Below are 19,781 nucleotides of genomic sequence, written 5' to 3'. Positions count from 1 at the left end.
CTGCCTTCCGCCCCCGCCCGGAGCCCGACGAGGTCGCTCGTATGACCTCCACGGCTGCGGAGCTGCTGGAAGTGCTGTGGGGCCGCGCCTCGACCGCCCCCGCTTCCGCGTCCCAGCTGCGCGTGCTGTTCGTCCTCGAACACAACGACGGCATCAACTTGCGCACCCTCGCCGACCACCTCGCCTCCACTCCGCCCTCCACCAGTCGCCTGTGCGACCGGCTCCAGGCTGCGGGGTTCGTGGAGCGCGTGGTGAGTCCGGCCAATCGGCGCGAAGTGCGGCTGCACCTCAGCGGCCGGGGCCGCGCCTTCCTCGTCGACCTGCGCGCTCGCAGGGAGCAGGCGCTGCGAGCGGTCCTCGACCAGATGCCCGCCGCGAAGCGGACCGCGTTGATGGAGGGGCTGGACGCCTTCTGCGCGGCGGCGGCCCTACAGCTGCACGACGACGCCGAGGCGTCGGACAGCAGGACTGCCTGAGCGATCCGCCGCGGGATCCGGCCCGGCACCGCGGCCGGGTCCCGGGGATCAGCGCACGGAGCCGCCCCCGCCCACCGGAACATCCAAGATCCTTCCCCATGCGCGTCCGTCATCGCTACTTTGTTGCCTCCCGGCCATAGTTGTCAAATGGCAAGTGTTGGTCGGTGCTCTGTCTTGGCATGACGAGCGAGTACCCCCTCCGCCGCCGCATAGCGGTGTGGCGAAGCTCTCGGCCCACCCGCAGCCATGAAGCAGCCGAAGCCGGGTACACGCGGCTCGATCAGTACGCGGGCGCACCGCCCACGCGTTCCCGTGCCGCCGCCGTCAGGTCCGGGGCCACTCGCTCCCGGTGACCGTCGGGGAAGCGCAGGTCCAGGCCGCCGTCCTTCGTGGTCCGCACTCGGGCGCCGTGACACAGCGCGTGCGGGTCATGGGCGAGTCGGTGGTCCCGGGTGAGTACGACCAGGGTGGCCAGGAGCAGGGTGTCGCCGGGGTGGTGCGGGAGGACGAGGGCGGGGGTGGCGGAGTGCTGTCCGTAGGCGTTCAGTCCCGTCGCCTGGACGACGAGGCCGTCGCGTGGCTCGGCCGGGCCGTCCCAGCCGAGGAGGCCGGCCAGCGCGGAGGTCAGGCCGTCGGCACGGCGGGCCACGACCCAGCCGGGGCCGGCCTCGACGGTGCAGGGGGTGTCGTCGTAGGCGAGTGACCACCCCGTGTCGCGCACCGCGGCTCCCGCGTCGGCGTGCACCAGGTGGACGCGGATCTCCCAGGCGCGGTGGACCGCGCTGACCGTGGCGACCGATGCCGGCGCCCCGGGCGCGGTGCCGTCGTCGGTGTACCAGGAGGCGGCGAGAGCACCGCCGGCGGCGCCCAGCCGGTGTATCCGCCGGCGGCGCGACACCGCGGAGGCGTCGAGGACGGCGAGGTGGTGGTCGATGGTGGTGGCGTGACCGTCGGGCGGGGTCTGCGGCGCGGTCGCGGTGGAGTAGGCGAGCCGGGCGTAGTGCGGGCTCTCGGGCTGCCCGTCGGGGGTGGGCGGTCGGCGGTCGCTGCCGTGGTTGACCAGGCGGACGATCCCGTCCGCGGCCGTGCTGTGCAGCAGCCACCCGGGGCCGGGCAGGGCCAGTACGGTGTCCCGCGTCTCGACCGGTCCCGGTTCCTCGGTCGCCGTCCACACGGGATGCGTGTCGGGCAGCAGCAGACCGAGGAACGCCTTGGCCGCCCAGTACGGCGAGGCCGGCCCCGAGTAGGGCTGGGTGACGGGCAGGTAGGGGTGGTACCAGCCGAGGCTGAGCAGGCCGTCGGGGCCGGGAACGCCTCGGTCGGTGAAGTGCTTCAGCGCGCTGGAGGCCAGCCGTCGGGTGCGGCCCGGGGGCAGCGGTGTCGCCTCGACCAGCGCCCCGGCCCACAGGGCGGCGGTACTGGCGTATCGGTAGGTCAGCGAGCGGCCCTGGTGCAGGGGGGCGCCGTCGGCACCGAAGAAGTACTGGTGTGTCTCCAGGAAGGCGTGCAGACGCTGCCGGTGAGCGGCCGTCAGGGACGGGTCGGCCCGCTCGCCGGCGATCCGCGCCCACAGGGCGGGGTACAGGTGCAGGGCCCAGGCGTTGTAGTAGTCGAACTTCTGCCCGTCGCCGTCGGTGTACCAGCCGTTGCCGCGGTACCAGTCGTCGAGGCGGGCGAGTCCCGCGTCGATCTCGGAGCGGCGGTGGGGTGCGCCGACCGAGGCCAGGAACTCCTCCACGATCACTTGGAACAGGCGCCAGTTGGAGTCGTTGGCGGTGGCGCCCACGAAGTCCGCGAGCCAGTCGACGACCCGGCCGCGGACCTGGTCGTCGAGCAGGTCCCAGAGCCAGGGACGGGTCTCGTGCAGGGCGATGGCCACGGACGCGGCCTCGACCATGGGCTGCGAGCGGTCCTTGATGGCGGGCCAGTGCTCGGGGTGACACGGGTCGGTGCCCGCGGTGAGTCCGGCCGCGTAACGCTCGAGGAGAGGGGCGAGCCTCTCCCGCTCCCCCGGCCGGGTCGCCCCGGCGACGCGGAACGCGGCGAGCAGGAAGGAACGGGCGTAGCCCTCGAGGCCGTCGGCCTGTTCCCCGGAGTAGCCGGTGCGGCCGGGCAGCCGGTACTGGGCCAGGCCGGGGGTGGCGTAGGGACGAAGAGCGTCGAGGAGGCGGTCGGCGGCGGCTTCCCAGTGGGCCCGGGTGTAGCCGGTGAGGGGCGAGAGGCGGTGGTCCGCGGGCAGCGGGCCGGGCGTGGTGACCGAAAGCGCGGTCATACGGGGGTGTTTCCTCCGTTGGTCGGTGCTGGTGCCCCCACGCTGTCGCGTACGACGATGTGGGAGCCCAGGACGAGAGGGGCGCCGCCGGTGTCCTCGGGGTCGCGGAGCGCCAGGCGCATGCTGGCGCGGCCGAGTTCCTCGGCGGGGGTACGGACCGTGGTCAGGGGCGGGTGGAAGTCCTCGGCGAGGGGGATGTCGTCGTGTCCGACGACGGAGATGTCGTCGGGCACGCGCAGTCCGGCCTCGGCGATGGCGCGCAGCGCTCCGGCGGCGACCATGTCGTCGCCGGCGAAGACGGCGGTGAAGTCCCGTCGCCGGCTGAGGAGTTCGGCCATGGCGCGCCGGCCGGCGGCGCGGCCCAGTCCGCAGTCGACGACGTGCCCCGCCTCCGGGGGCAGTCCGTGTTCGGCGAGGGCGGCACGGTAGCCGCGGACCCGGGCGTCCAGGGCGGTGTTGCCGGGCAGGCCGCCGAGGAAGACGATGCGCCGGTGCCCGGCGGACAGCAGATGGCCGGTGATGGCATACGCTCCGGCCTCGTTGTCGAACATCACGACCTGCACCGGGAGTTCGGGGTCCGGCGAGGGGCGGCCGCACAGCACGAGGCGGGCGCCGGCCGAGTCGAGGGCGTGGGCGTAGCGGGCGATCCGCTCGCGGTAGTCGTCGTCCTCCACGACGCCGCCCACCAGAATCACCACCCGGGTGCCCTCTTCCCGCATGAGCTGCACGAAGTCCAGTTCCCGCTGGGGGTCGCCACCGGTGGTGCCGACCATGCAGAGCCAGCCGTTGGCCGACGCCTCCGCCTCGACGCCCTCGGCGACTTGGGCGTAGAACGGGCTGGTCACCTGGCGCAGGACGACGGCGACCGTCTTGCGGCCGGCCCCGACCAGGGCGCGGGCGTGCGGGTTGGCGACGTAGTCGAGCGCGCGGGCGGCCCGCAGGACTTTGGCCCGGGTGGTGTGCGGCACCGGGTAGTTGCCGGTGAGCACCCGTGAGACCGTGGCCGCGGACACACCGGCCCGCTCGGCCACGTCCCGGATCGTGACGCGTCCCATCAGGTCCGCCTTTCTTCACACGAGTGCGATACGCCGGTGCGGTGCGCCCGCGTGGGTCAGGCGTTCTGGGCGTACTCCGCGGCGTATTCCTCCGCCATCTTGTCGCCGCCGCGCGAGCGCCAGCTCTTGACCACGGAATCGAGTTCGGACAGTGGGGAGCGGCCGGCGACGACCGCGGTGACCGTGTCGTTGAGCAGGGCGTCGAGCGTGGCGCCCTGCGCGGTGTTGGTCGGCGACTGTAGGCCGAAGGCGGGGTTGCGGATGGCGAGCCGTACGACCTTCCGCTGCCAGGCGTGCAGGGCTCGCACCACGTCGGGCATGCCGGGCACGAACAGCACTTGGGGGCCTTCGGCGAGATAGCGGAACGGCAGGTTGGTGATGTTCTCCACCTCGCCCAGCTTGGTCGTCTGCGGGGAGCCGTCCTTGCCGCGGGTGAAGTGGACGCCCTCCACGCCGTAGTGGAGGAGTTCGTACTCCTTGGTGCCGAAGGGGGCCGCGAGGTAGTCGAGGACGCGCAGCAGCAGCTGGACGCGTTCCTTCTTGGCCTTCTTGAGGATGGTGTAGCCGAAGGAGCGGCGGGCCCCGACGACGCCGCCCGGGGTGCCGTCGACGCTGTACGGCAGCGCGAGCGCCGGCGTGATCAGACCCTCGGCGTCGGCGAACAGGCTCGTGTAGGCGCCGAAGCCGTTCTGAAGGGAGCCGACCGTGCCGTTGAGGAACAGGGTCTGGAGGTCGGGGGTGGACAGGGAGGTGGCGTCGGGGTGGTAGGAGCCGTTCTTGCGCAACTGGGCCTGGAAGGCGACGGCCGCCCTCCAGCGGTCGTCGGTGCACGCGGCGTGGAAGGCGCCCTTGGAGTCGACGGACCAGCCGTTGGGGGCGTTGTGGGCGGCGTTGTGCACGGCGTTGCCGAACAGGGAGCCGGTCGCCGCGCCCAGCGCGTACGTCTTGCCGGAGGTGGCCTTCTTCGCCACGGCGGCGAAGTCCTCGGAGGTCCAGCCCTCCTTCATGCCGGCGCCGGCGAACATGGTCTGGTTCAGATAGAGGGTGGAGCCGGGGACGGGGCGTTCCAGGGGGATGCCGTAGATACGGCCGCCGATACGGCCCATGTCGTGCCAGGCGTGGGTGGGGAGGTTGGCGAGGTTGGGGTAGTCGGCGACCGCGTCGCCGGACAGGTGCGGGGTGAGGTCCTCGCCGAGCTTCTGCACGAACTGGGCTTCGCGGGGCAGGGTGTAGCCGGCGAACATGTTGATGATGTCGGGCAGTGCGTCGGGGTCGCCGGCCATCACCGTGGCCATCTTCTTCTGGTAGTCGGTCTGCGGGACGACCGTGTACTCGATCTTGACGCCGAGCGCCTTCTCGACCGCCTTCCAGTACTGGTTCTGCGCCTCCGCCTTGGGCGGGGTGCCGAAGCTGACCGACATGACCTTGATGGTGGAGCCGTCGCCGGGGGTGCGGGCGACGGAGGCGGTGAGGGACGCCGGGTAGGAGGTGTAGCCGGGCTGCACGCCCTCGGCGGTGCCGGCGAGGTCCGCCTTGGCCGCGGCGGCGGGCTTGTACGTCGGCCACGGGGCGAGCTTCTTGCCGGTGTTGGAGACGCCCTCGCCGCCGGAGTCGGTGGAGCAGGCGGTGAGCAGACCGGGCACGGACAGGGCGGCGCCGGCCATGGCGGCGGAACGCAGGACGGTGCGCCGGGAGACCTGGGACATGGCGAAGTGCCTTTCGTCGTACGGCTCGTGACGGGGTGAGCGGACGTCGGCGCGGGTGCGAGCACCGCTGCCCGGGCGCCGCCGGGGGGAAGGCGTGCTCAGCTCTTGATGGCTCCCGTGAGCACGCCCTTGGTGAAGTACTTCTGCAGGAAGGGGTAGACCAGCAGGATCGGTACGGTGGCGATGACCAGAACGGCCATCTGGATGGTCTGCGGGGCGTTGACCGCCCCGTCGCCGAGGGTGGTGTCGGTCATGCTGACGCCGGAGATGACGTAGGTGCGCAGCACCTGCTGGAGGGGCCAGTGGTCGCTCTCCAGGTACAGGGAGGCGTAGAACCAGGAGTTCCAGTACGCCACCGCGTAGAAGAGTCCTACGACGGCGAGGGCAGCCTTGGACAGGGGCAGCACGACGGTCCACAGCACCCGCAGGTCCCCGGCACCGTCGAGGCGGGCGGCCTCGTACAACTCCTCGGGGATGCCCTGGAAGAAGCCGCGCAGGACCACCAGGTTGAAGACGTTGATCAGCACCGGGAGGATCAGCGAGGCGTAACTGTCCAGCAGCCCGAGCTCCTTGACCAGCAGGAAGTTGGGGATCATGCCGGGCGGGAAGAGGAACGTGAACAGGATCAGCAGCAGCACGGGCCGGCCGCCGAAGACGCCGGGGCGGGCGAGCGCGTAGGCGAGGGTGACGGTGCACGCCAGGCTGAGCAGGGTGCCGATGATCGTGACGCCGGCGCTGACGCCGAGGGCGTGGGTGACGATGCCGCCTTCCAGGATGTCCCGGTAGGCCTGCACGGTGGGCTCCGTCGGCCACAGCACCCAGCCGCCGTTGGCGACGACCTCCTTCTGCGAGGCGAGGGAGGTGGAGACGATGACGAGGAAGGGCACGCACACCAGCAGGACGACGGTGAGCAGCGCCAGCACCTTCGCGGCCTGGGTCAGCGGCTTCGGCTTCTCCATCCAGCCGGGCCGGACAGTGGCACTCACTTGTAGACCCCCTGCTCGCCGAGGCGGTGCGCGACCTTGTTCGCCGCGTAGACGAGGACGGCGCCGATGACGCCCTTGAACAGGCCTGCCGCGGCGGCGTATCCGTAGTCGCCGCCGACGATGCCCTGGTAGTAGACGAAGGTGTCGATGATCTCGGCGGCCTGCGGGCCGACGGCGTCACGCTGGAGCAGCATCTGCTCGAAGCCGACGGAGAGGATGTCTCCGAGCCGCATGATCAGCAGCAGGATGACGACCGGGCGGATGGCGGGCAGGGTGACGTGCCAGAAGCGGCGCCAGGGGCCCGCGCCGTCGATGGCGGCGGCCTCGTACTGCTGCTCGTCGACCTGGGAGAGCGCGGCGAGGAAGATGATCGTGCCCCAGCCGGCGTCCTTCCAGATGACCTGGGCGACGACGAGCGGCTTGAACGCGTCGGGGTTGCCGATGATGTCCGCGCTGTGCAGTCCGGCGTCGCCGAGATAGCTGTTGAGCATCCCGGTGTCGCCGAGGACCTGCTGGAACAGGGCGACGACGATGACCCATGAGATGAAGTGGGGCAGGTAGGCGACGGACTGCACGAAGCGGCGGACGCTGCTCCAGGTCAGGCTGTGCAGCAGCAGCGCCAGGCCCAGCGGCACGGGGAAGTAGAACACGAGCTGGAGCAGGGCGATCCAGACGGTGTTGAACACCGCGTCCCAGAACGCCTTGTCCTCCAGCATGCGCTGGAAGTTGCCGACGCCGGTCCAGGGGCTGCCCCACAGTCCCTCGAACGGGATGTACTCCTTGAACGCGATGACGTTGCCGACCAGCGCGCCGTAGTGGAAGAGCAGGAAGTAGGCCAGGCCGGGCACCATCAGCCAGAACAGTGCCGCGTTCCGGCGGTCGCGAAAACGTATTCGCTCGGTCTTGGCGCCTGCCGGGCGACGGAATGAACGCTTATCCGTCGATTTGGCAGGGCGCTCACGCAGCAACGCTGCCACGGAGCCTCCTTGGGGGAGGTAGGGAGTGAAGGGAAGTTAAAACGTTTTCAGAGGCGGGGTCAATGCTTCGGACGAGATGCGTGAAGCCAGGCCATCAGGTGGGCGGAGGCCGCCGGCACGGCGTGCGGCGGCGTCAACCGCGCGGCCAGGCACCGGAGTTCGTGGATCGCGGCTCCGCGCGCGGTGTTGATGAGGGGCGCTCACCGGGGCGGCAGCCGCAGCAGGTCAGCGCCGACGACTTTCTCTGTGCGGCCCTCGATGAGCGGTGGGTGAGTGCTCAACACCCGGAATCGCGCGGCCAGTTCGGACAGCTCGGCCGCCTTGGTCACGCCCTCCGCCCGGAACGCGTCCACGTCCAGGTACGGGTGCCAGGCCAGGATCTCCACGTCGAGCCGGTGCAGCCGCCGCGCGGTCTTGCGGCGGGCCACGGCGCCGAACGAGACCAGCCTGACGGTGTGTTCACGGGTGCCGGGGCCGGTCTCCAGCGGGGCAGCACCCGGTCGGTGACGATACGTCGGGAGCGGCGGTGCGCGTCCTTCAGGGCGAGGAAGGGCTGGGGGTACACCTACTCTGCGACCGGACTTGTTGTTGGCGTTGATCGCCGACAGCGGGGGCGCGCGCCAGAGGTGACGAGCGCTTCGACCTCGTCGCGCCGAGGATGGTGCACGGCGAGGTCAGCGCCGCGGGGGCAGGTGGCCACCAGGTCGACGAGGCCGGCCGGTTCGGCCCACGCGGCCGGGCCGAAGACCTCGTCCTGGAGAGGGGGCGAGAGCACCACCGCGGCGGGCGGTGGGCGCGGGGCGCTGGGCGCTGGGCGCTGGGCGCTGGGCGCTGGCCAACGTGGACCAGGCCGGTCCAGGCAGCACGGACAGCAGGTCTGGTTCGAGGTCGACGACGTCGCGTTCCCGGCGGGTGCGCAGGTCTGCGGTGCGATGGCCGCTGATGCCGCGGCTGAGGATGTCGTCTTGAAAACGTTTTAGTCGACGCCACCGTCGATTCCTGGGTGCCGACGGCCTCGATCACGCTGTGGGCGCCGTATCCGCCGGTGAGCTCCTTGACCTTGGCCACGCCCGCGCCGCCACGCTCCTCGACGACTTCGGTCGCGCCGAACTCGATCGCGAGCTTCTGCCGCGAGGCGTGCCGAGACATCGCGATGATCCGATCCGCGCCCAGCTGCTTCGCGGCCAGGACAGCGAGCAGGCCCACGGCTCCGTCGCCGACCACGGCCACGGTCTTGCCCGGCCCGGCCTCGGCGGCCACCGCGCCGAACCAGCCGCTCCCGAGCACGTCGGAGGCGGCCAGCAGCGAGGGGATCAGGTCGTCGTCCGGCACGGCGGGAGTGGCGACGACCGTGCCGTCGGCCAGCGGCACCCGCAGGTACTCCGCCTGCGCCCCGCCGGCACCGACGAACTCGACATGCGCGCACCGGGACTGGTAGCCGGCCGCACAGATCTCACAGGTGTTGTCCGAGGCCATGAACGAACCGACGACGAAGTCACCCACTTCGATGTTCTTCACCTCGTCGCCGATCCCGGTGACCACGCCGACGTATTCGTGCCCCGTCGGGGTCGGTTGGGCCACGTCGTTGATGCCTCCATGTGCCAGGCACTCTCAGGGACCCCCACACCCGGAACAGGCGCCCTAGCCTGGAAGGCATGGAGTTCCGGCAGGAGATCAGGGGCTTCCTCATGAGCCGCCGGGCGAGGATCACACCCGAGCAGGCCGGGCTCCCCTACGTCGCAGGGCACCGCCGCGTCCAAGGGCTGCGGCGCGAGGAGGTCGCGATGCTCGCGGGCCTCAGCGTCGAGTACTACACCCGTATGGAGCGCGGCCGGATCGGTGGCGCGTCCGAGAGTGTCCTCGACGCGGTCGCCGGTGCGCTGCAACTGGATGACGACGAGCGTGCCCACCTGTATGACCTGGCCCGCAACGTCGCACCCGGCGCACGCCGCAAACGCCCCCAGCGCACCTCCCCCATCACCGCGTCCGTGCAGCAGGTCCTCGACTCCATGAGCGTGCCCGCCGTCATCCAGAACGGCCGCCTCGATCTCCTCGCGGCCAACAACCTGGGCCGCGCCCGGTACGTCGACCTGTTCACCACCGGCCGGCAGCCACCGAACCTCGCCGGATACGTGGTCCTCGACCCCCGCGCGCAGGCCCACTACACCGACCTCGACGAGGCGGACCGGCAGGTGACCGAACTCATCGGCGAGCTCTCCACGCGCAGCTCCGATTTCAGCGCCCGGTGGGCCAGGCACGATTTGCGCCGCCACTCGCGGGACGCAAGGTCGTCCACCACCCGGCCATCGGCAGGATGGACCTCGCGTACGACGACTTCGCCCTGCCCGGCGACCCGCACGTCTCGATCACCACCTACACCGCGGTTCCCGGAACGCCCAGCGCGGACGGCCTCACCCTGCCGGCGACCTGGGCCGAGACGCAGAAGAAGCCGCGAACGGCAGACACCGAGGGCGCCCGCGCTCGACCCCGTCGCCCCTGACGCGTGACATCGCGAGCGCATCTGGCGGCGCCTTGGCGAACTGGCCGGCTGAGGCTGCGTGCCCGCCGACGGCACCTCACAACCGGCCGCGCCGCAGCAGCCTGGTCCAGTACTTCTTGACGACAGGGCGTCGGGGAAGCTCGGGCAGTTCATCGAGAAGCCGAACGGCTTGACGTACCTTGCCCGTTGAGGCCATGGCGACCGCCCGCGCGATACAGCCGGCCGCCTGGAGATGGAGTTCCTCGACGGTCGACGGCTGGGGTGGTGCGGGTTGCGCGAGGGTGAGGTTCTCGATGTGCCATCGGTGGGTGCGGCCGACGGTGTCCACGACGGACAGCGACGAACCGTTCAGGCAGATGGAGAGGGGCTCGGCGTCGAGCGAGGTCGTGAGGACGTTCGCGCCGTCACGTACGCGCCACACCTGGATCAGGCCGTCCTGAGATGCCGAGCAGGCCAGGTCCTCGGCCAGGGCCACCGAGGTGACGGTGACCTGATGGTGGACGGTGGAAAGCCGGTGCCAGACGGCGTCGTCGAGGCGCAGCGCGATGGCCTCACCGTGTTCCGTGCCCACGACCATGAGGTCCGACGACGCCCGCAGTGCGCTGACGGCACTGTCGCACCGTATGACTTCGCTGTGTTCGGGCGTCCACATGTGCAGCTCCCCGGTCACGATCGGGAAGGCCCTGTTGTCGACGTAGGCGGCCAGGACTCCTTCGGGCAGTACGGCGAGCAGAGTGCAGGCGAGGTCGGGCTCCCGCTGTCCGATGCGGAGCGCCGTCATGGACCGTTCGCGGTCACGTACCTCGGCCGGCAATGCGAAGCCGGTGTGTGTCTCGGGTGCCAGCAGCAGGCAGGAGGTCACGCCCTCGGCTGACGCGAGGTGTACCCGGCATCCGTCCGGCTCCACGGTCACCCCCACCTGGCGGAACCCCGGGGCCGCGGCGTCGGCCGCCCGGTCGCGGTGCGGCACGGTGACCGGAACGGGCACCAGGACGGCCGGGGTGCGCAGGTCGACGATCACGAGCCAGTCGGCCTCGTCCGCTGGGGCTTCTGCGGCATGACAAAGGACTACGGCGAGTCGGGCGCAGCGCGCGACGGCGATGCCGGTCATCCCCTCGGGCAGGGCCACCGTCGTGGCGCCGACCTCGACGCGGTCCGCGAAGAGCACCAGGTCGACGTCGGGATCGACGATCGCGGCGACCACCGGAGCGGGGCGGCGGGTCCGCATCCGGGGCTCGCCGGACCGGACGTCGTAGACCGAGACACCCGACGCCGCGTCCCCGACGGCCACGAGGTGGGCGGCGTCGTCGAAACAGACAGCGGTGACGGGGGCGTCTCCCTGGTGGATCACACGCGTCTCGTTCATCGTGCCCACGTACGCCCGGCCGTGTCCGGCGCCGTAGGCGAACTGCTCGTCCACCGGTGACACGGCGAGGCACAGGGCGCGGAACCCGGCGTCCAGCAGTTGCCGGTGGAACCCGGAGTGCAGGTGCTCTCCGTCGGCCAGGTCCAGGAGGTACACGCCGTCGGCCACGGCACTGTGCCAGGCCGCCATTTCGGGCGGCACGGGCCGGTGCCCCAGCAGGCAGATCCGGTTCGCGTGGCGGAAGGCGTCGGCGGCGCGCAGGAAGCCGGCGGTGTCGGTGGCGGGCGCGGCGAGGTGCAGGACGACGGGTCTGCGGGCCAGCATCCGTTCGTCGTGTGCGGCGTAGTCGCCGTCCTCCATCAGGCGGAGGGAGAGCTCGACGGCCTCCTGCTGGGTGATGGGGCGGTAGTCGGGACTCAGGTGCAGGACGAAGCCGTCCATGCTCAGGGCCATCATCTGGCCGGCGTCGCCCGGTTCGGGGTCCCAGGTCAGAACGACCGGGCGGTCCGCGAGCCAGTGGTCGACCGGCTCGCTGCTCCGCTGGGTGAGGTCGATGCGCCAGATGGTCCCGTTCGCCTCCGATCCCTGGGGCATCCCGCCGCCCGCGAGCAGTTGGTCGGCGGAGCGCCACCGCACGGTGTAGACCCAGTCCTGGAGTTCGTGCGTGGCTCGCACCGCGCCGTCGCGCGTCCAGACACGGACCCCGGACAAGTGCGGCGAGGGGTCGGGCGAACCGTAGCCCGCGGCCAGGTGGCGTCGGTCGGGTGAGACCGAGAGTGACTTCGCCGGTGCCGGCGGGGTGTCGAAGCGGGCGCGTACCCGTGCGCCGGCGACGTCCCACGCCCAGACCTCCAGTCCGGTGGTGGACACGAGGAGGTCGGATCCCCAGAAGGCGAGGGACACGATCTGCCCGGTGTGGTGGTCCGCCACCGGTGGGCTCCCGCGGCGCAGCCTGGGTTCGGCCGGCATCAGCTCACGGTGTGCCTCGGCGGCGTCCGCCACCGCGGGTTCCGCGCAGTTGAGGGCCTCTTGCCAGATGAGTGCCGGCTGCCGGCGCAGCAGGTGCGACGAACGTGCCAGGAAGCGGGTGAACTGGGTCTGTGGTGCGTCGTCCGGCCAGGGGTGCGGCCGGGCCGTACGGGCGTTCTCCAGGTCGCGCAGTACTCCGTCCACCCCGTCGTACCGGCAACGCTGGGCGAGGAAGTCGATGTCCGTGAGCAGGGAGTCCAGTCGCTCGAACCGGCCCGCGGCGGCCAGGTAGTTGCACAGCTCCGCACAGATGAAGGCCCGTTTCTCCGGGGACATCAGATCCAGGCGTGGCCGGCTCTCACGCATCGTCGGCCCCGAACAGGTCGGCGTAGAGCCGGTCGGCGATCTCCTCGTTGATCCGGGTGATCGACTCGCCGGCGGCCCGCACGATCTCCTTGTCGTGCAGGAAGTCCAGGAAGCTCGCGTGATAGATGCTGTAGACACGCCCACCGTGGGCGTGGCCCACGTGCAGGAACTGTTTCCACTCCTCAAGGACCGACTGGACCTCGGTGGGGTCCTCGCGCAGGAGATCGGCGAGGAACGTCCCCGACACGGGCCGCGACAGCTCCGACATGACGTACACGATGTGGATCTTCCTGCGGGGCAGGGGCTGCTGCTGCATGCCCATCCGCCGCCAGTGGTCCTGGTAGTACCCCTGTAGGCCCTCGGGCAATTCCGTGACGTCCACCGCGCGGTACGTGCCGTCGGCGATCTGCGGAAGGACGTAGTGCAGGTACATGAAGTTGCACTGGCTCTTGTCCGCGAGGGTCTCGACGAATCCCTCCTTGTCGAGACCGTGCCGCTCGACGATCCACGGTGTGAGGTCCAGCCGTGTCACCGCGTTCCGCAGGTACTCCACGACGTCGGCCCGACTCTCGCCCCGGTGCGCTCCCAGGTCGTAGGTGTCCTGTGGCGCCCGGTTGACCAACGGCACCGCGCTGCGCCGACGCGTCAGCAGGAGGTACACGCCCTGTGGCAACGACTCGGGCAGGAACAGCACGTTCGTGCCGTCCGGGTGGTCGGACAGGTCCACTTCGTCCAACGCGTCCACAGCGATGACGAGCGGCTCGCCCGCCCGAGCCGCGGCCTCCAGCAACCGCGTCCAGTACCCGGGGAGTTCGGCGGTGCCGGCCGGGGGCCCGGGCAGCGTCACAGCGAGCCGCCTGGCCAGTTGCGCGCGGACGTTGACCGCGCAGCCCAGGGCGCGATGGGCGCCCTCGGCCCGGAGGTTGAAGTGGGTGACACAGCCGGTGCGCCGGCTGAACTCCGCGCAGATCGCGCTCTTGCCCTCCCCCGGGTCGCCGACGACCGTGAAGAGCCCCCGGTCGTGGCGGGCCCGGAACGCGTCGAAGGCGGCGAACACGTTCTCCCGGCCGACGAAGTGTTCGGTCAGCTCCGCCACCCTCGCGGGCGGTTCCGCCGGAAGGTCCAGGGCGTCGAGGATGAGCGCCAACTGCGCGGGAACATCCGGCTGATAGGGGATCCGCTGGAAACGGTCGAGGAACTCATGCCGCTGGTCGCCGACCACCAGAGGCAGGATCGTGAACGACGGATCGCTCTCGCGTCGTCGTCTGGCCAGGTCGATCTCGGCCCGGACCCACTCCGCGTCCGCGCTCGCCGCGGAGAGAATGACCAGGAAGTGCGTGCACTGCTCGAGCAGGGCCGAGACCAGCTGTTCCTGCCAGTCCGCGCCGATCGACACGTCGTCCGGCGCGATCCATGCCCTGATGCCCCGCTGCGTGAGTCCCTCGGCCAGGCGGTGGGCGAGATCGTGATCCCGGTGATCCCGGACCGTGTGCGAGACGAAGACCACCGGAGACTGAGCCATAGCAACACGGTACTGATGATTGCGAGTTGAGGGGGATCACCGAGGGTGTCAGGTGCGGTCGTGGAGCGTGACCTGGTAGCCGTCGGGATCGGCGAAGGTGAAGGTGCGGCCGAAGGGTCCGTCGATCGGTGCGGAGACGATGGTGTGGCCGTCGGCGGCGAGTGCGTCGTGGATGGCCTGGACGTCGGTGGCGTGGAGCCAGATCGCGGCGCCGATGCCGGGATGGGCGACGGATGCGAGGTCGGTGCCGGGGATGATGTCGCGGAGTGCGAACGCGATCGGCTTCGTCTCGAAGACGACGGCGTGCGGCGGCCCGGCCTGCGAGCGGACGACGCCCAGGTACTGCTCGTAGAACGCCTGTGAGGCGTCGAGGTCGCGCACTTGGAGCGAGATGAAGTCGGGGCCGGTGACGGGCATGGGGGCGCTCCTCTGTGTCATGTCAGTTTTCTGACACGCGGCAAGCTATGTCAGAATACTGACATGAGTCAAGAAGGTGTCGGCGTCGACCTGGAGACGTCACTGGGCTACCTGCTCAAGGAAGCGTCGAGCGCCCTGCGCGCGGCCATGGAGGAAGTGCTGCGGCCGCTCGGGATGAGCGTGACGCACTACTCCTGCCTGGAACTGCTGGCGCAACGGCCGGGCCTGTCGAACTCCGAGCTCGCGCGGGGCGCGTTCGTGACGCGGCAGACGATGAACGTGCTGCTCCAGGCCCTGGAACGAGACGGTTACGTCAGCAGGCCCTCGGAGGCGCCCGTCGGGAAGGCGCTTCCCACGCGGCTCACCCCGCGCGGCCGACGAAGCCTTGAGCAGGCGAGCGCGGCCGTCCGGTCCGTCGAGGCCAGGATGCTGGCCGACCTGACCGAGGCCGAGCAGTCACAGGCGTTCCGGATCCTGCACGGCATGGTCCGTTCCCTGCGCGGTGACGGCGAGGGCGCATAGCTCGCTCCACGGCACGCGTCCCGCCCCGCCCGGGCAGGAGCCCGGGGGCACTGCGAGTCGGGAGCCCGGGGGCACCGCGAGTCGCGCCTTCCACGGAGAAGGGGGCGCGCTCGCGATACACCCGGACGCGGTCAGGCGTCGACGGCCTCGCGCCGGGAGGCCGGCTGGGCCGACGCGGCAATGCGGGCCGCGCGGTCCGGCATGGTGAAGGCGAAGAACGCGGCGACGGCGGAGACGGCCGCGAGCACGAGGTAGGCGTGCTGGAAGGCGGAGACGGGCGGATGGGCGTCGGCACCGGTGCCGACCGCGGTGGCCGAGGCCAGTACGACGGTGACCACGGCAGGGGCGGCGGCGTTGGCGGCCTGCCGTACGACCGTGTTGAGGGTGGAGGCGTGCGAGACGTCGGCCTTCGCGATGGCGGTGAACGAGGCGACCGTGGTGGGCATGAACACCCCGCCCATGGCCGCGCCGAGCAGGAACATCAACCCCCGGAACGCCCACAGCGAGGACTCGGCGTCCAGCCGGGAGAAGGCGACCAGCACCAGCGCCACCCCGAGCAGTCCGCAGCCCGCGATACGGCGCGGACCGACCCGCGCGTAGAGCGGACCGACGAGCTGGACGGTGAGCAGCACACCGAGGGCCTCGGCGAAGGTGGCGGAACCGGACTCCCAGGCGCTCAGCCCCAGGCCCTCCTGGAGGAAGAGCGGGCCGAGGAACATCGCCCCCATGAAGCCGATGAAGCCGATGAAGGCCGTGATGTTGGTGTCACGGAAGAGCCGGTCGGCGAAGAGGCGGACGCGCAGGGCGGGTTCGGGCACTCGCAGCTCGACCGCTACGGCCGCCCCCAGCAGGGCCGCGCCGCCGATCAGTGCGGCCAGCACCAGCGGACTCCCCCAGCCCATCTCGGCACCCTCGCTGACACCGAACATCAGCCCCGCGGTGCCGAACGCGGTGAGCACCAGGCCCGGCACGTCCAGGCGCCCGGGGACATGGTCCCGGTGCCGGTCGAGGAAGAGCAGCCCGAAGACCAGGACCGCGGCGCCGATCGGGAGGTTGGCGTAGAACACCCAGCGCCAGGACATGTGGTCGACGAGCCAGCCGGCGCCCATCGGGGCCAGGGCGGGTGCCACCTGCTGCGGGATGATCATGTAGCGGGAGACCTTGACCTGCTCGGACAGGCTGAAGGTGCGGTAGAGCAGGGCGGCGGTGACCGGGAGCAGAATGCCGGCCGCCAGGCCCTGGAGGGCGCGCCAGGCGACGAGTTCGCCGAGCGAGCCGGCCGCGCCGCAGAGTCCGGAGGCGAGGGTGAAGACGGCGAACGAGACGAGTACCGTGCTCCGGCCGCCGAAGCGGTCACCGAGCCACGCCGACACGGGGACGGCCAGGCCGACACAGACCGGGTAGACCACGACGACGGCGTCCAGGCCCGCGGTGGCGAGCCCGAAGTCCCGTCCGATGGAGGGCAGGGCGACAGTGGTTCCGGCTCCGTCCACGATGGACATGAACGCGGTGACCACACAGACGATGGGGACGACGATGCGCTGGTTGAGACGTACGGACACATACTGAGCATACTCAGTATGAGTAACCTCAATGTTTCCTGGATCCCTCCCCAGCACCGGCGACGGCCGGTCGCCCGATGGTCCGCCGCCCGCATGCGATAGGAACGGACACGCGGGGCACAGCAGTTGCGGCCCGTGAAGTCATGCCGACGAGGACAGGAGCCACGGTGAGGGACGTACCGGGCAGCAGCGATCCACTGATCGACGAGATGTTCGCCACCACCCAGCGGCTGCGCTCCTACGTCGACGGACGGCTGGCCGAGAAGGGCACCTCCGTGGCACGGCTGCGCGCCCTGCGCTTCCTCGCCCACACCGCCGAGCCGATGCGGATGCGCGACCTCAGCGACATGCTGGGCATCGCCGCCCGCACCGCGACCAGTCTGGTGGACGCCCTGGAGCGGGACGGCCTGGTGGCACGGCTGCCCCACCCCACCGACCGGCGCGCCCATCTGCTCGCCCTCACCGACGCGGGCCGATCCCGGCACCAGGAGGCCGAGGACCTGGACCGAGAGGCCCTGAGCACGGCCACCGGCGCCCTCACCGCCGAGGACCGCGCTACCCTGCGCACCCTGCTCGGCCGGATCCGCGACACGGTCGAGACCGCCCCGAAACACCCCAGGCCCGCAGATGGTCGCCAGTCACGTGACACAGCCGAAACAGAGGCAGGGGTGAGGGGAAATACGTCTCCTGCCTGAGCCACTGGTCCGTCTTGGCCGCCGGTTCAGGGGCGTACGTCGACGTAGTCGCCGGCGGCCTTGGCGGGCCCGGTGGTGGTGGAGCCGGTGAAGTTCCAACGCCAGTAGCCGTCCTTGACCGCCTTGACGGTGGTGCGCAGTGTGCCCGTGCTGCTCGTGTTCACGGTGGCCACCGTGGTGTACGTGCTGCTGTTCTTGGGGCGGAACTGCAATTTCACCGTCCGGCCCGCGTACCCCGCGTACCTGTAGGTGTCCCAGTTGGCCCGCACCAGCTTGCCGGTGACGGTGATACGGGCACCCTTCGCCACCGGTTCCGGGGCCGCGTCGACGGTGAGCCGCGCGGCGCGCTTGAGGGCGAACGTCCCTGCGCCGGGCGCGAAGACGGAATCGCCGTCGGCCGTGTCGACCAAGGCGTCCACCGACCAGGTTCCCGCGTTCGCGTTGGACAGGTCCACCGGATCGTCGCTGCCGGGAGCAGGATGGGCGTTGACGGTGAATCCCGTCGTACAGGACGTCGCGGTCTCGCAGAACGCGTCAGTGGTGTAGAAGCCGCCGTGGGGTCCCTTCAGGTCCACATCGGCGAAGGACAGCCCGGAGTCGTCCGAGCCGGTGACCGTGACCGGGAACGCCACGTCGCGTGTGATGCCCACGATGACGTCATGCCCGGAGTTGACCACCGCACCACTGACCACCGGCTCGCTGGTCGGGGTCTGCGACGCGGCATCGGCCGAAGCCCCCACCCCCACCAGCACGACGGCGACGGCTCCCACCACCGCACCACGCCTTGCCGTGCTGCGGGCGGGCGAGGAGATCTGCCCGCCGGTCTCTCTGTCGACTCTCGCGGTCTGCCTGTCGCCTCTCGGCGTGACGTATCGGCTCATCGGTCCTCCACGGGAGATAGCCGTGCCCTCAACCACTGCCCGGTCGACGGCAGTTGGCGGCAAGCACGGAAGAACGGGTCGCTGTCGCCTCCTACGACCACCGAACCGGCCGGATCGTTGCCCTGTTTCCCCACCGCACTCCGCCGTGTCGGCGCCGGGCTCCCGCGGAAGGGTCCTCAGACCTCGTGCGGGGCGAACAGTTCGAGGTGCCCGCAGACCTCGCACCGGTAGGCGTCGATCTGGTACCGGGGACGCCCCCAGCGTTTGGCTCCGCCGAAGAGGCCGCGCTCCAGCGGCCCGGGTATCCAGCGCGAGAATCCGCTCGCGTGGTCACCGCCGTCCTCGATGAATGCCGGCTGAAGGTCCGGCGTCTGGCACTGGGTGCACTTGATCTCCACGCGCGCACTGTAAGCCGGTCAGCTGATCGCGGTTCGGGGTGGGGGTCGGATTGAAACGTTCAATTCGACGGGACGCGGGCCGAGTCCTCCGTGCGCAGCCAGACGGTGTGCTGCGGGAACGGGATGTCGATACCGGCCTCGTCGAGGGCGCCCTTGACCCGGCGGCGCAACTCCCGCGTAACGCCCCACTGCTGCTGGGGAACCGTCTTGACGGCCAGACGTACGACGATGCCGTCCGCGTCCAGGGACTGCACTCCCCACACGGACGGGTCCTCGAGCAGCAGGTCCGTGAACTCCGCGTCCTGGCGCAGCTCCTGGCCGGTCTCCTCCAGCACCCGCTGCACCGTGTCCAGGTCGGCGGCGTGGGAGACGGGGATGTCCAGGACGGCCCGCGCCCAGTCCTGGCTGTCGTTGCGGACCCGCAGGATCTCGCCGTTGCGGATGTGCCACAGACCGCCGTTGAGGTCGCGCACATGTGTCAGCCGCAGGCCTACGTGCTCGACCTCTCCCACGGCCTCGCCGAGGTCCACGGAGTCGCCGACGCCGTACTGGTCCTCGATCATGATCAGCAGCCCGGAGAGGTAGTCGGCGACCAGGCTCTGCGCGCCGAAGCCGATCGCCAGCCCGACCACGCCCGCACTGGCCAGCAGCGGCCCCAGCGCGATGCCGACCTGGTCGAGCACCATGGCCACGCCGACCAGCGACAGCATGATGGTCACGCTGCTGCCGAGGACCGTGCCGATGGTGCGTGCCCGCTGCTCGCGGCGCTGACGGGCCCGGGAGCGGTCCCGATGCAGCACGGCGAGCCCGCGCCCGTGGCGCCTCGGCGTCCTGGGCTCGCCCTCCCCCGACGAGGGCTCCAGCACATGGCGCACGATCCGGGTGATGGCCCGCCCGGCAACCCAGCGGACCACGGCCAGCACCACGATGATCAGCCCGATGCGCAGGGGTATCTCGATCAACGCGGCGGTGTGGTCGCCGAACCAGTGCGTCCAGCCGGCGGCGAGCTGGGGGTCGGTGTGCGGGGCTGGGCCGGCGGGTGAGGGTGTCGTCGGCACGGTGTCTCCGTTCCTCGGCTGCGGAATGTCGTCGGCCGCGCCTACCCAGGCCG

At 70.9% G+C, this 19,781-nt stretch carries 16 protein-coding genes and 2 pseudogenes; 4 read left to right on the top strand and 14 right to left on the bottom strand.

Going from position 1 to position 19,781, the window contains the following annotated elements; all coding sequences use genetic code 11:
* Positions 1–41: 41 nt before the first annotated feature.
* Positions 42–476 (top strand): MarR family winged helix-turn-helix transcriptional regulator, encoded by a 435-nt coding sequence (locus OG866_RS42020; RefSeq protein ID WP_329343029.1) that lies wholly within the window; start codon positions 42–44, stop codon positions 474–476.
* Between the two features lie 280 nt (positions 477–756).
* Here OG866_RS42020 and OG866_RS42015 read toward each other — a convergent pair whose 3' ends face one another.
* The 7 genes and pseudogenes from OG866_RS42015 to OG866_RS41985 all read right to left on the bottom strand — a co-directional run.
* Complete coding sequence (locus OG866_RS42015) at positions 757–2,748, bottom strand: DUF2264 domain-containing protein (RefSeq protein ID WP_329343027.1); 1,992 nt, start codon at positions 2,746–2,748, stop codon at positions 757–759.
* Positions 2,745–3,803 carry a LacI family DNA-binding transcriptional regulator gene (locus tag OG866_RS42010; protein WP_329343026.1) on the bottom strand — a complete coding sequence of 353 codons (1,059 nt, stop codon included), beginning with the start codon at positions 3,801–3,803 and terminating at the stop codon, positions 2,745–2,747. Before OG866_RS42010 ends, OG866_RS42015 begins: the two co-directional genes overlap by 4 nt.
* Before the next feature lie 56 nt (positions 3,804–3,859).
* Positions 3,860–5,509: an extracellular solute-binding protein gene (locus tag OG866_RS42005; protein ID WP_329343024.1), complete on the bottom strand. Its 1,650-nt coding sequence runs from the start codon at positions 5,507–5,509 to the stop codon at positions 3,860–3,862.
* 98 nt (positions 5,510–5,607) lie between these two features.
* Positions 5,608–6,495: a carbohydrate ABC transporter permease gene (locus OG866_RS42000; RefSeq protein WP_329343022.1), complete on the bottom strand. Its 888-nt coding sequence runs from the start codon at positions 6,493–6,495 to the stop codon at positions 5,608–5,610.
* A complete protein-coding gene (locus OG866_RS41995) occupies positions 6,492–7,346 on the bottom strand; it encodes an ABC transporter permease (RefSeq protein ID WP_329343020.1) in 855 nt (284 codons plus the stop codon). The genes OG866_RS42000 and OG866_RS41995 overlap by 4 nt, the downstream gene beginning before the upstream one ends.
* Before the next feature lie 326 nt (positions 7,347–7,672).
* Positions 7,673–7,957, bottom strand: a complete 285-nt coding sequence (locus tag OG866_RS41990; protein ID WP_329344543.1) for an NAD(P)-dependent oxidoreductase — start codon at positions 7,955–7,957, stop codon at positions 7,673–7,675.
* A gap of 487 nt (positions 7,958–8,444) precedes the next feature.
* Positions 8,445–9,065 (bottom strand): annotated as a pseudogene (locus tag OG866_RS41985) (zinc-binding dehydrogenase); the annotation flags it as partial.
* A gap of 62 nt (positions 9,066–9,127) precedes the next feature.
* Here OG866_RS41985 and OG866_RS41980 point away from each other — a divergent pair.
* Positions 9,128–9,972, top strand: a pseudogene (locus OG866_RS41980) (helix-turn-helix transcriptional regulator).
* Between the two features lie 76 nt (positions 9,973–10,048).
* Here the strand turns inward: OG866_RS41980 and OG866_RS41975 are convergent.
* From OG866_RS41975 to OG866_RS41965, 3 genes are read right to left on the bottom strand one after another with little or no spacing between them, the layout of a single operon-like run.
* Entirely contained in the window at positions 10,049–12,673 is a 2,625-nt protein-coding gene (locus OG866_RS41975; protein WP_329343018.1) for a hypothetical protein, read from the bottom strand.
* Positions 12,666–14,195: a toll/interleukin-1 receptor domain-containing protein gene (locus tag OG866_RS41970; RefSeq protein ID WP_329343016.1), complete on the bottom strand. Its 1,530-nt coding sequence runs from the start codon at positions 14,193–14,195 to the stop codon at positions 12,666–12,668. The genes OG866_RS41975 and OG866_RS41970 overlap by 8 nt, the downstream gene beginning before the upstream one ends.
* 48 nt (positions 14,196–14,243) lie before the next feature.
* A complete protein-coding gene (locus OG866_RS41965) occupies positions 14,244–14,612 on the bottom strand; it encodes a VOC family protein (RefSeq protein WP_329343014.1) in 369 nt (122 codons plus the stop codon).
* A 63-nt stretch (positions 14,613–14,675) separates the two neighbouring features.
* On the opposite strand from OG866_RS41965, the gene OG866_RS41960 reads away from it, so the two are divergent.
* Positions 14,676–15,134: a MarR family winged helix-turn-helix transcriptional regulator gene (locus tag OG866_RS41960; RefSeq protein ID WP_329343013.1), complete on the top strand. Its 459-nt coding sequence runs from the start codon at positions 14,676–14,678 to the stop codon at positions 15,132–15,134.
* A gap of 131 nt (positions 15,135–15,265) precedes the next feature.
* Here the strand turns inward: OG866_RS41960 and OG866_RS41955 are convergent, their stop codons facing one another.
* The gene (locus tag OG866_RS41955; RefSeq protein ID WP_329343012.1) at positions 15,266–16,696 is read right to left on the bottom strand and encodes a DHA2 family efflux MFS transporter permease subunit; all 1,431 of its coding nucleotides are present in this window, start codon (positions 16,694–16,696) and stop codon (positions 15,266–15,268) included.
* Positions 16,697–16,863: 167 nt separating this feature from the next.
* Between OG866_RS41955 and OG866_RS41950 the strand changes: the two genes are divergently transcribed.
* Positions 16,864–17,391 carry a MarR family winged helix-turn-helix transcriptional regulator gene (locus OG866_RS41950; protein ID WP_329343011.1) on the top strand — a complete coding sequence of 176 codons (528 nt, stop codon included), beginning with the start codon at positions 16,864–16,866 and terminating at the stop codon, positions 17,389–17,391.
* A gap of 26 nt (positions 17,392–17,417) precedes the next feature.
* Here the strand turns inward: OG866_RS41950 and OG866_RS41945 are convergent, their stop codons facing one another.
* The 3 genes from OG866_RS41945 to OG866_RS41935 form a co-directional block, all read right to left on the bottom strand.
* A complete protein-coding gene (locus tag OG866_RS41945; protein ID WP_329343009.1) occupies positions 17,418–18,272 on the bottom strand; it encodes a calcium-binding protein in 855 nt (284 codons plus the stop codon).
* Between the two features lie 176 nt (positions 18,273–18,448).
* On the bottom strand, positions 18,449–18,670 hold the full coding sequence (locus tag OG866_RS41940) for a hypothetical protein (protein ID WP_443063620.1): 222 nt from the start codon (positions 18,668–18,670) through the stop codon (positions 18,449–18,451).
* Between the two features lie 59 nt (positions 18,671–18,729).
* A complete protein-coding gene (locus tag OG866_RS41935) occupies positions 18,730–19,728 on the bottom strand; it encodes a mechanosensitive ion channel family protein (RefSeq protein WP_329343007.1) in 999 nt (332 codons plus the stop codon).
* Between the last annotated feature and the right edge of the window lie 53 nt (positions 19,729–19,781).

Source organism: Streptomyces sp. NBC_00663, assembly GCF_036226885.1.
Lineage (GTDB): Bacteria > Actinomycetota > Actinomycetes > Streptomycetales > Streptomycetaceae > Streptomyces.
The sequence above is the reverse complement of the archived record's forward strand: the minus strand, read 5'-3'. Positions and strand labels throughout refer to the sequence as shown.

Excerpts from the sequence above, each read along its gene's own strand:
- OG866_RS42020 (WP_329343029.1), top strand. The coding sequence starts at position 42 with ATGACCTCCACGGCTGCGGAGCTGCTGGAAGTGCTGTGGGGCCGCGCC.
- OG866_RS42015 (WP_329343027.1), bottom strand. The coding sequence starts at position 2,748 with ATGACCGCGCTTTCGGTCACCACGCCCGGCCCGCTGCCCGCGGACCAC.
- OG866_RS42010 (WP_329343026.1), bottom strand. The coding sequence starts at position 3,803 with ATGGGACGCGTCACGATCCGGGACGTGGCCGAGCGGGCCGGTGTGTCC.
- OG866_RS42005 (WP_329343024.1), bottom strand. The coding sequence starts at position 5,509 with ATGTCCCAGGTCTCCCGGCGCACCGTCCTGCGTTCCGCCGCCATGGCC.
- OG866_RS41995 (WP_329343020.1), bottom strand. The coding sequence starts at position 7,346 with ATGGTGCCCGGCCTGGCCTACTTCCTGCTCTTCCACTACGGCGCGCTG.
- OG866_RS41975 (WP_329343018.1), bottom strand. The coding sequence starts at position 12,673 with ATGCGTGAGAGCCGGCCACGCCTGGATCTGATGTCCCCGGAGAAACGG.
- OG866_RS41970 (WP_329343016.1), bottom strand. The coding sequence starts at position 14,195 with ATGGCTCAGTCTCCGGTGGTCTTCGTCTCGCACACGGTCCGGGATCAC.
- OG866_RS41965 (WP_329343014.1), bottom strand. The coding sequence starts at position 14,612 with ATGCCCGTCACCGGCCCCGACTTCATCTCGCTCCAAGTGCGCGACCTC.
- OG866_RS41960 (WP_329343013.1), top strand. The coding sequence starts at position 14,676 with ATGAGTCAAGAAGGTGTCGGCGTCGACCTGGAGACGTCACTGGGCTAC.
- OG866_RS41945 (WP_329343009.1), bottom strand. The coding sequence starts at position 18,272 with ATGAGCCGATACGTCACGCCGAGAGGCGACAGGCAGACCGCGAGAGTC.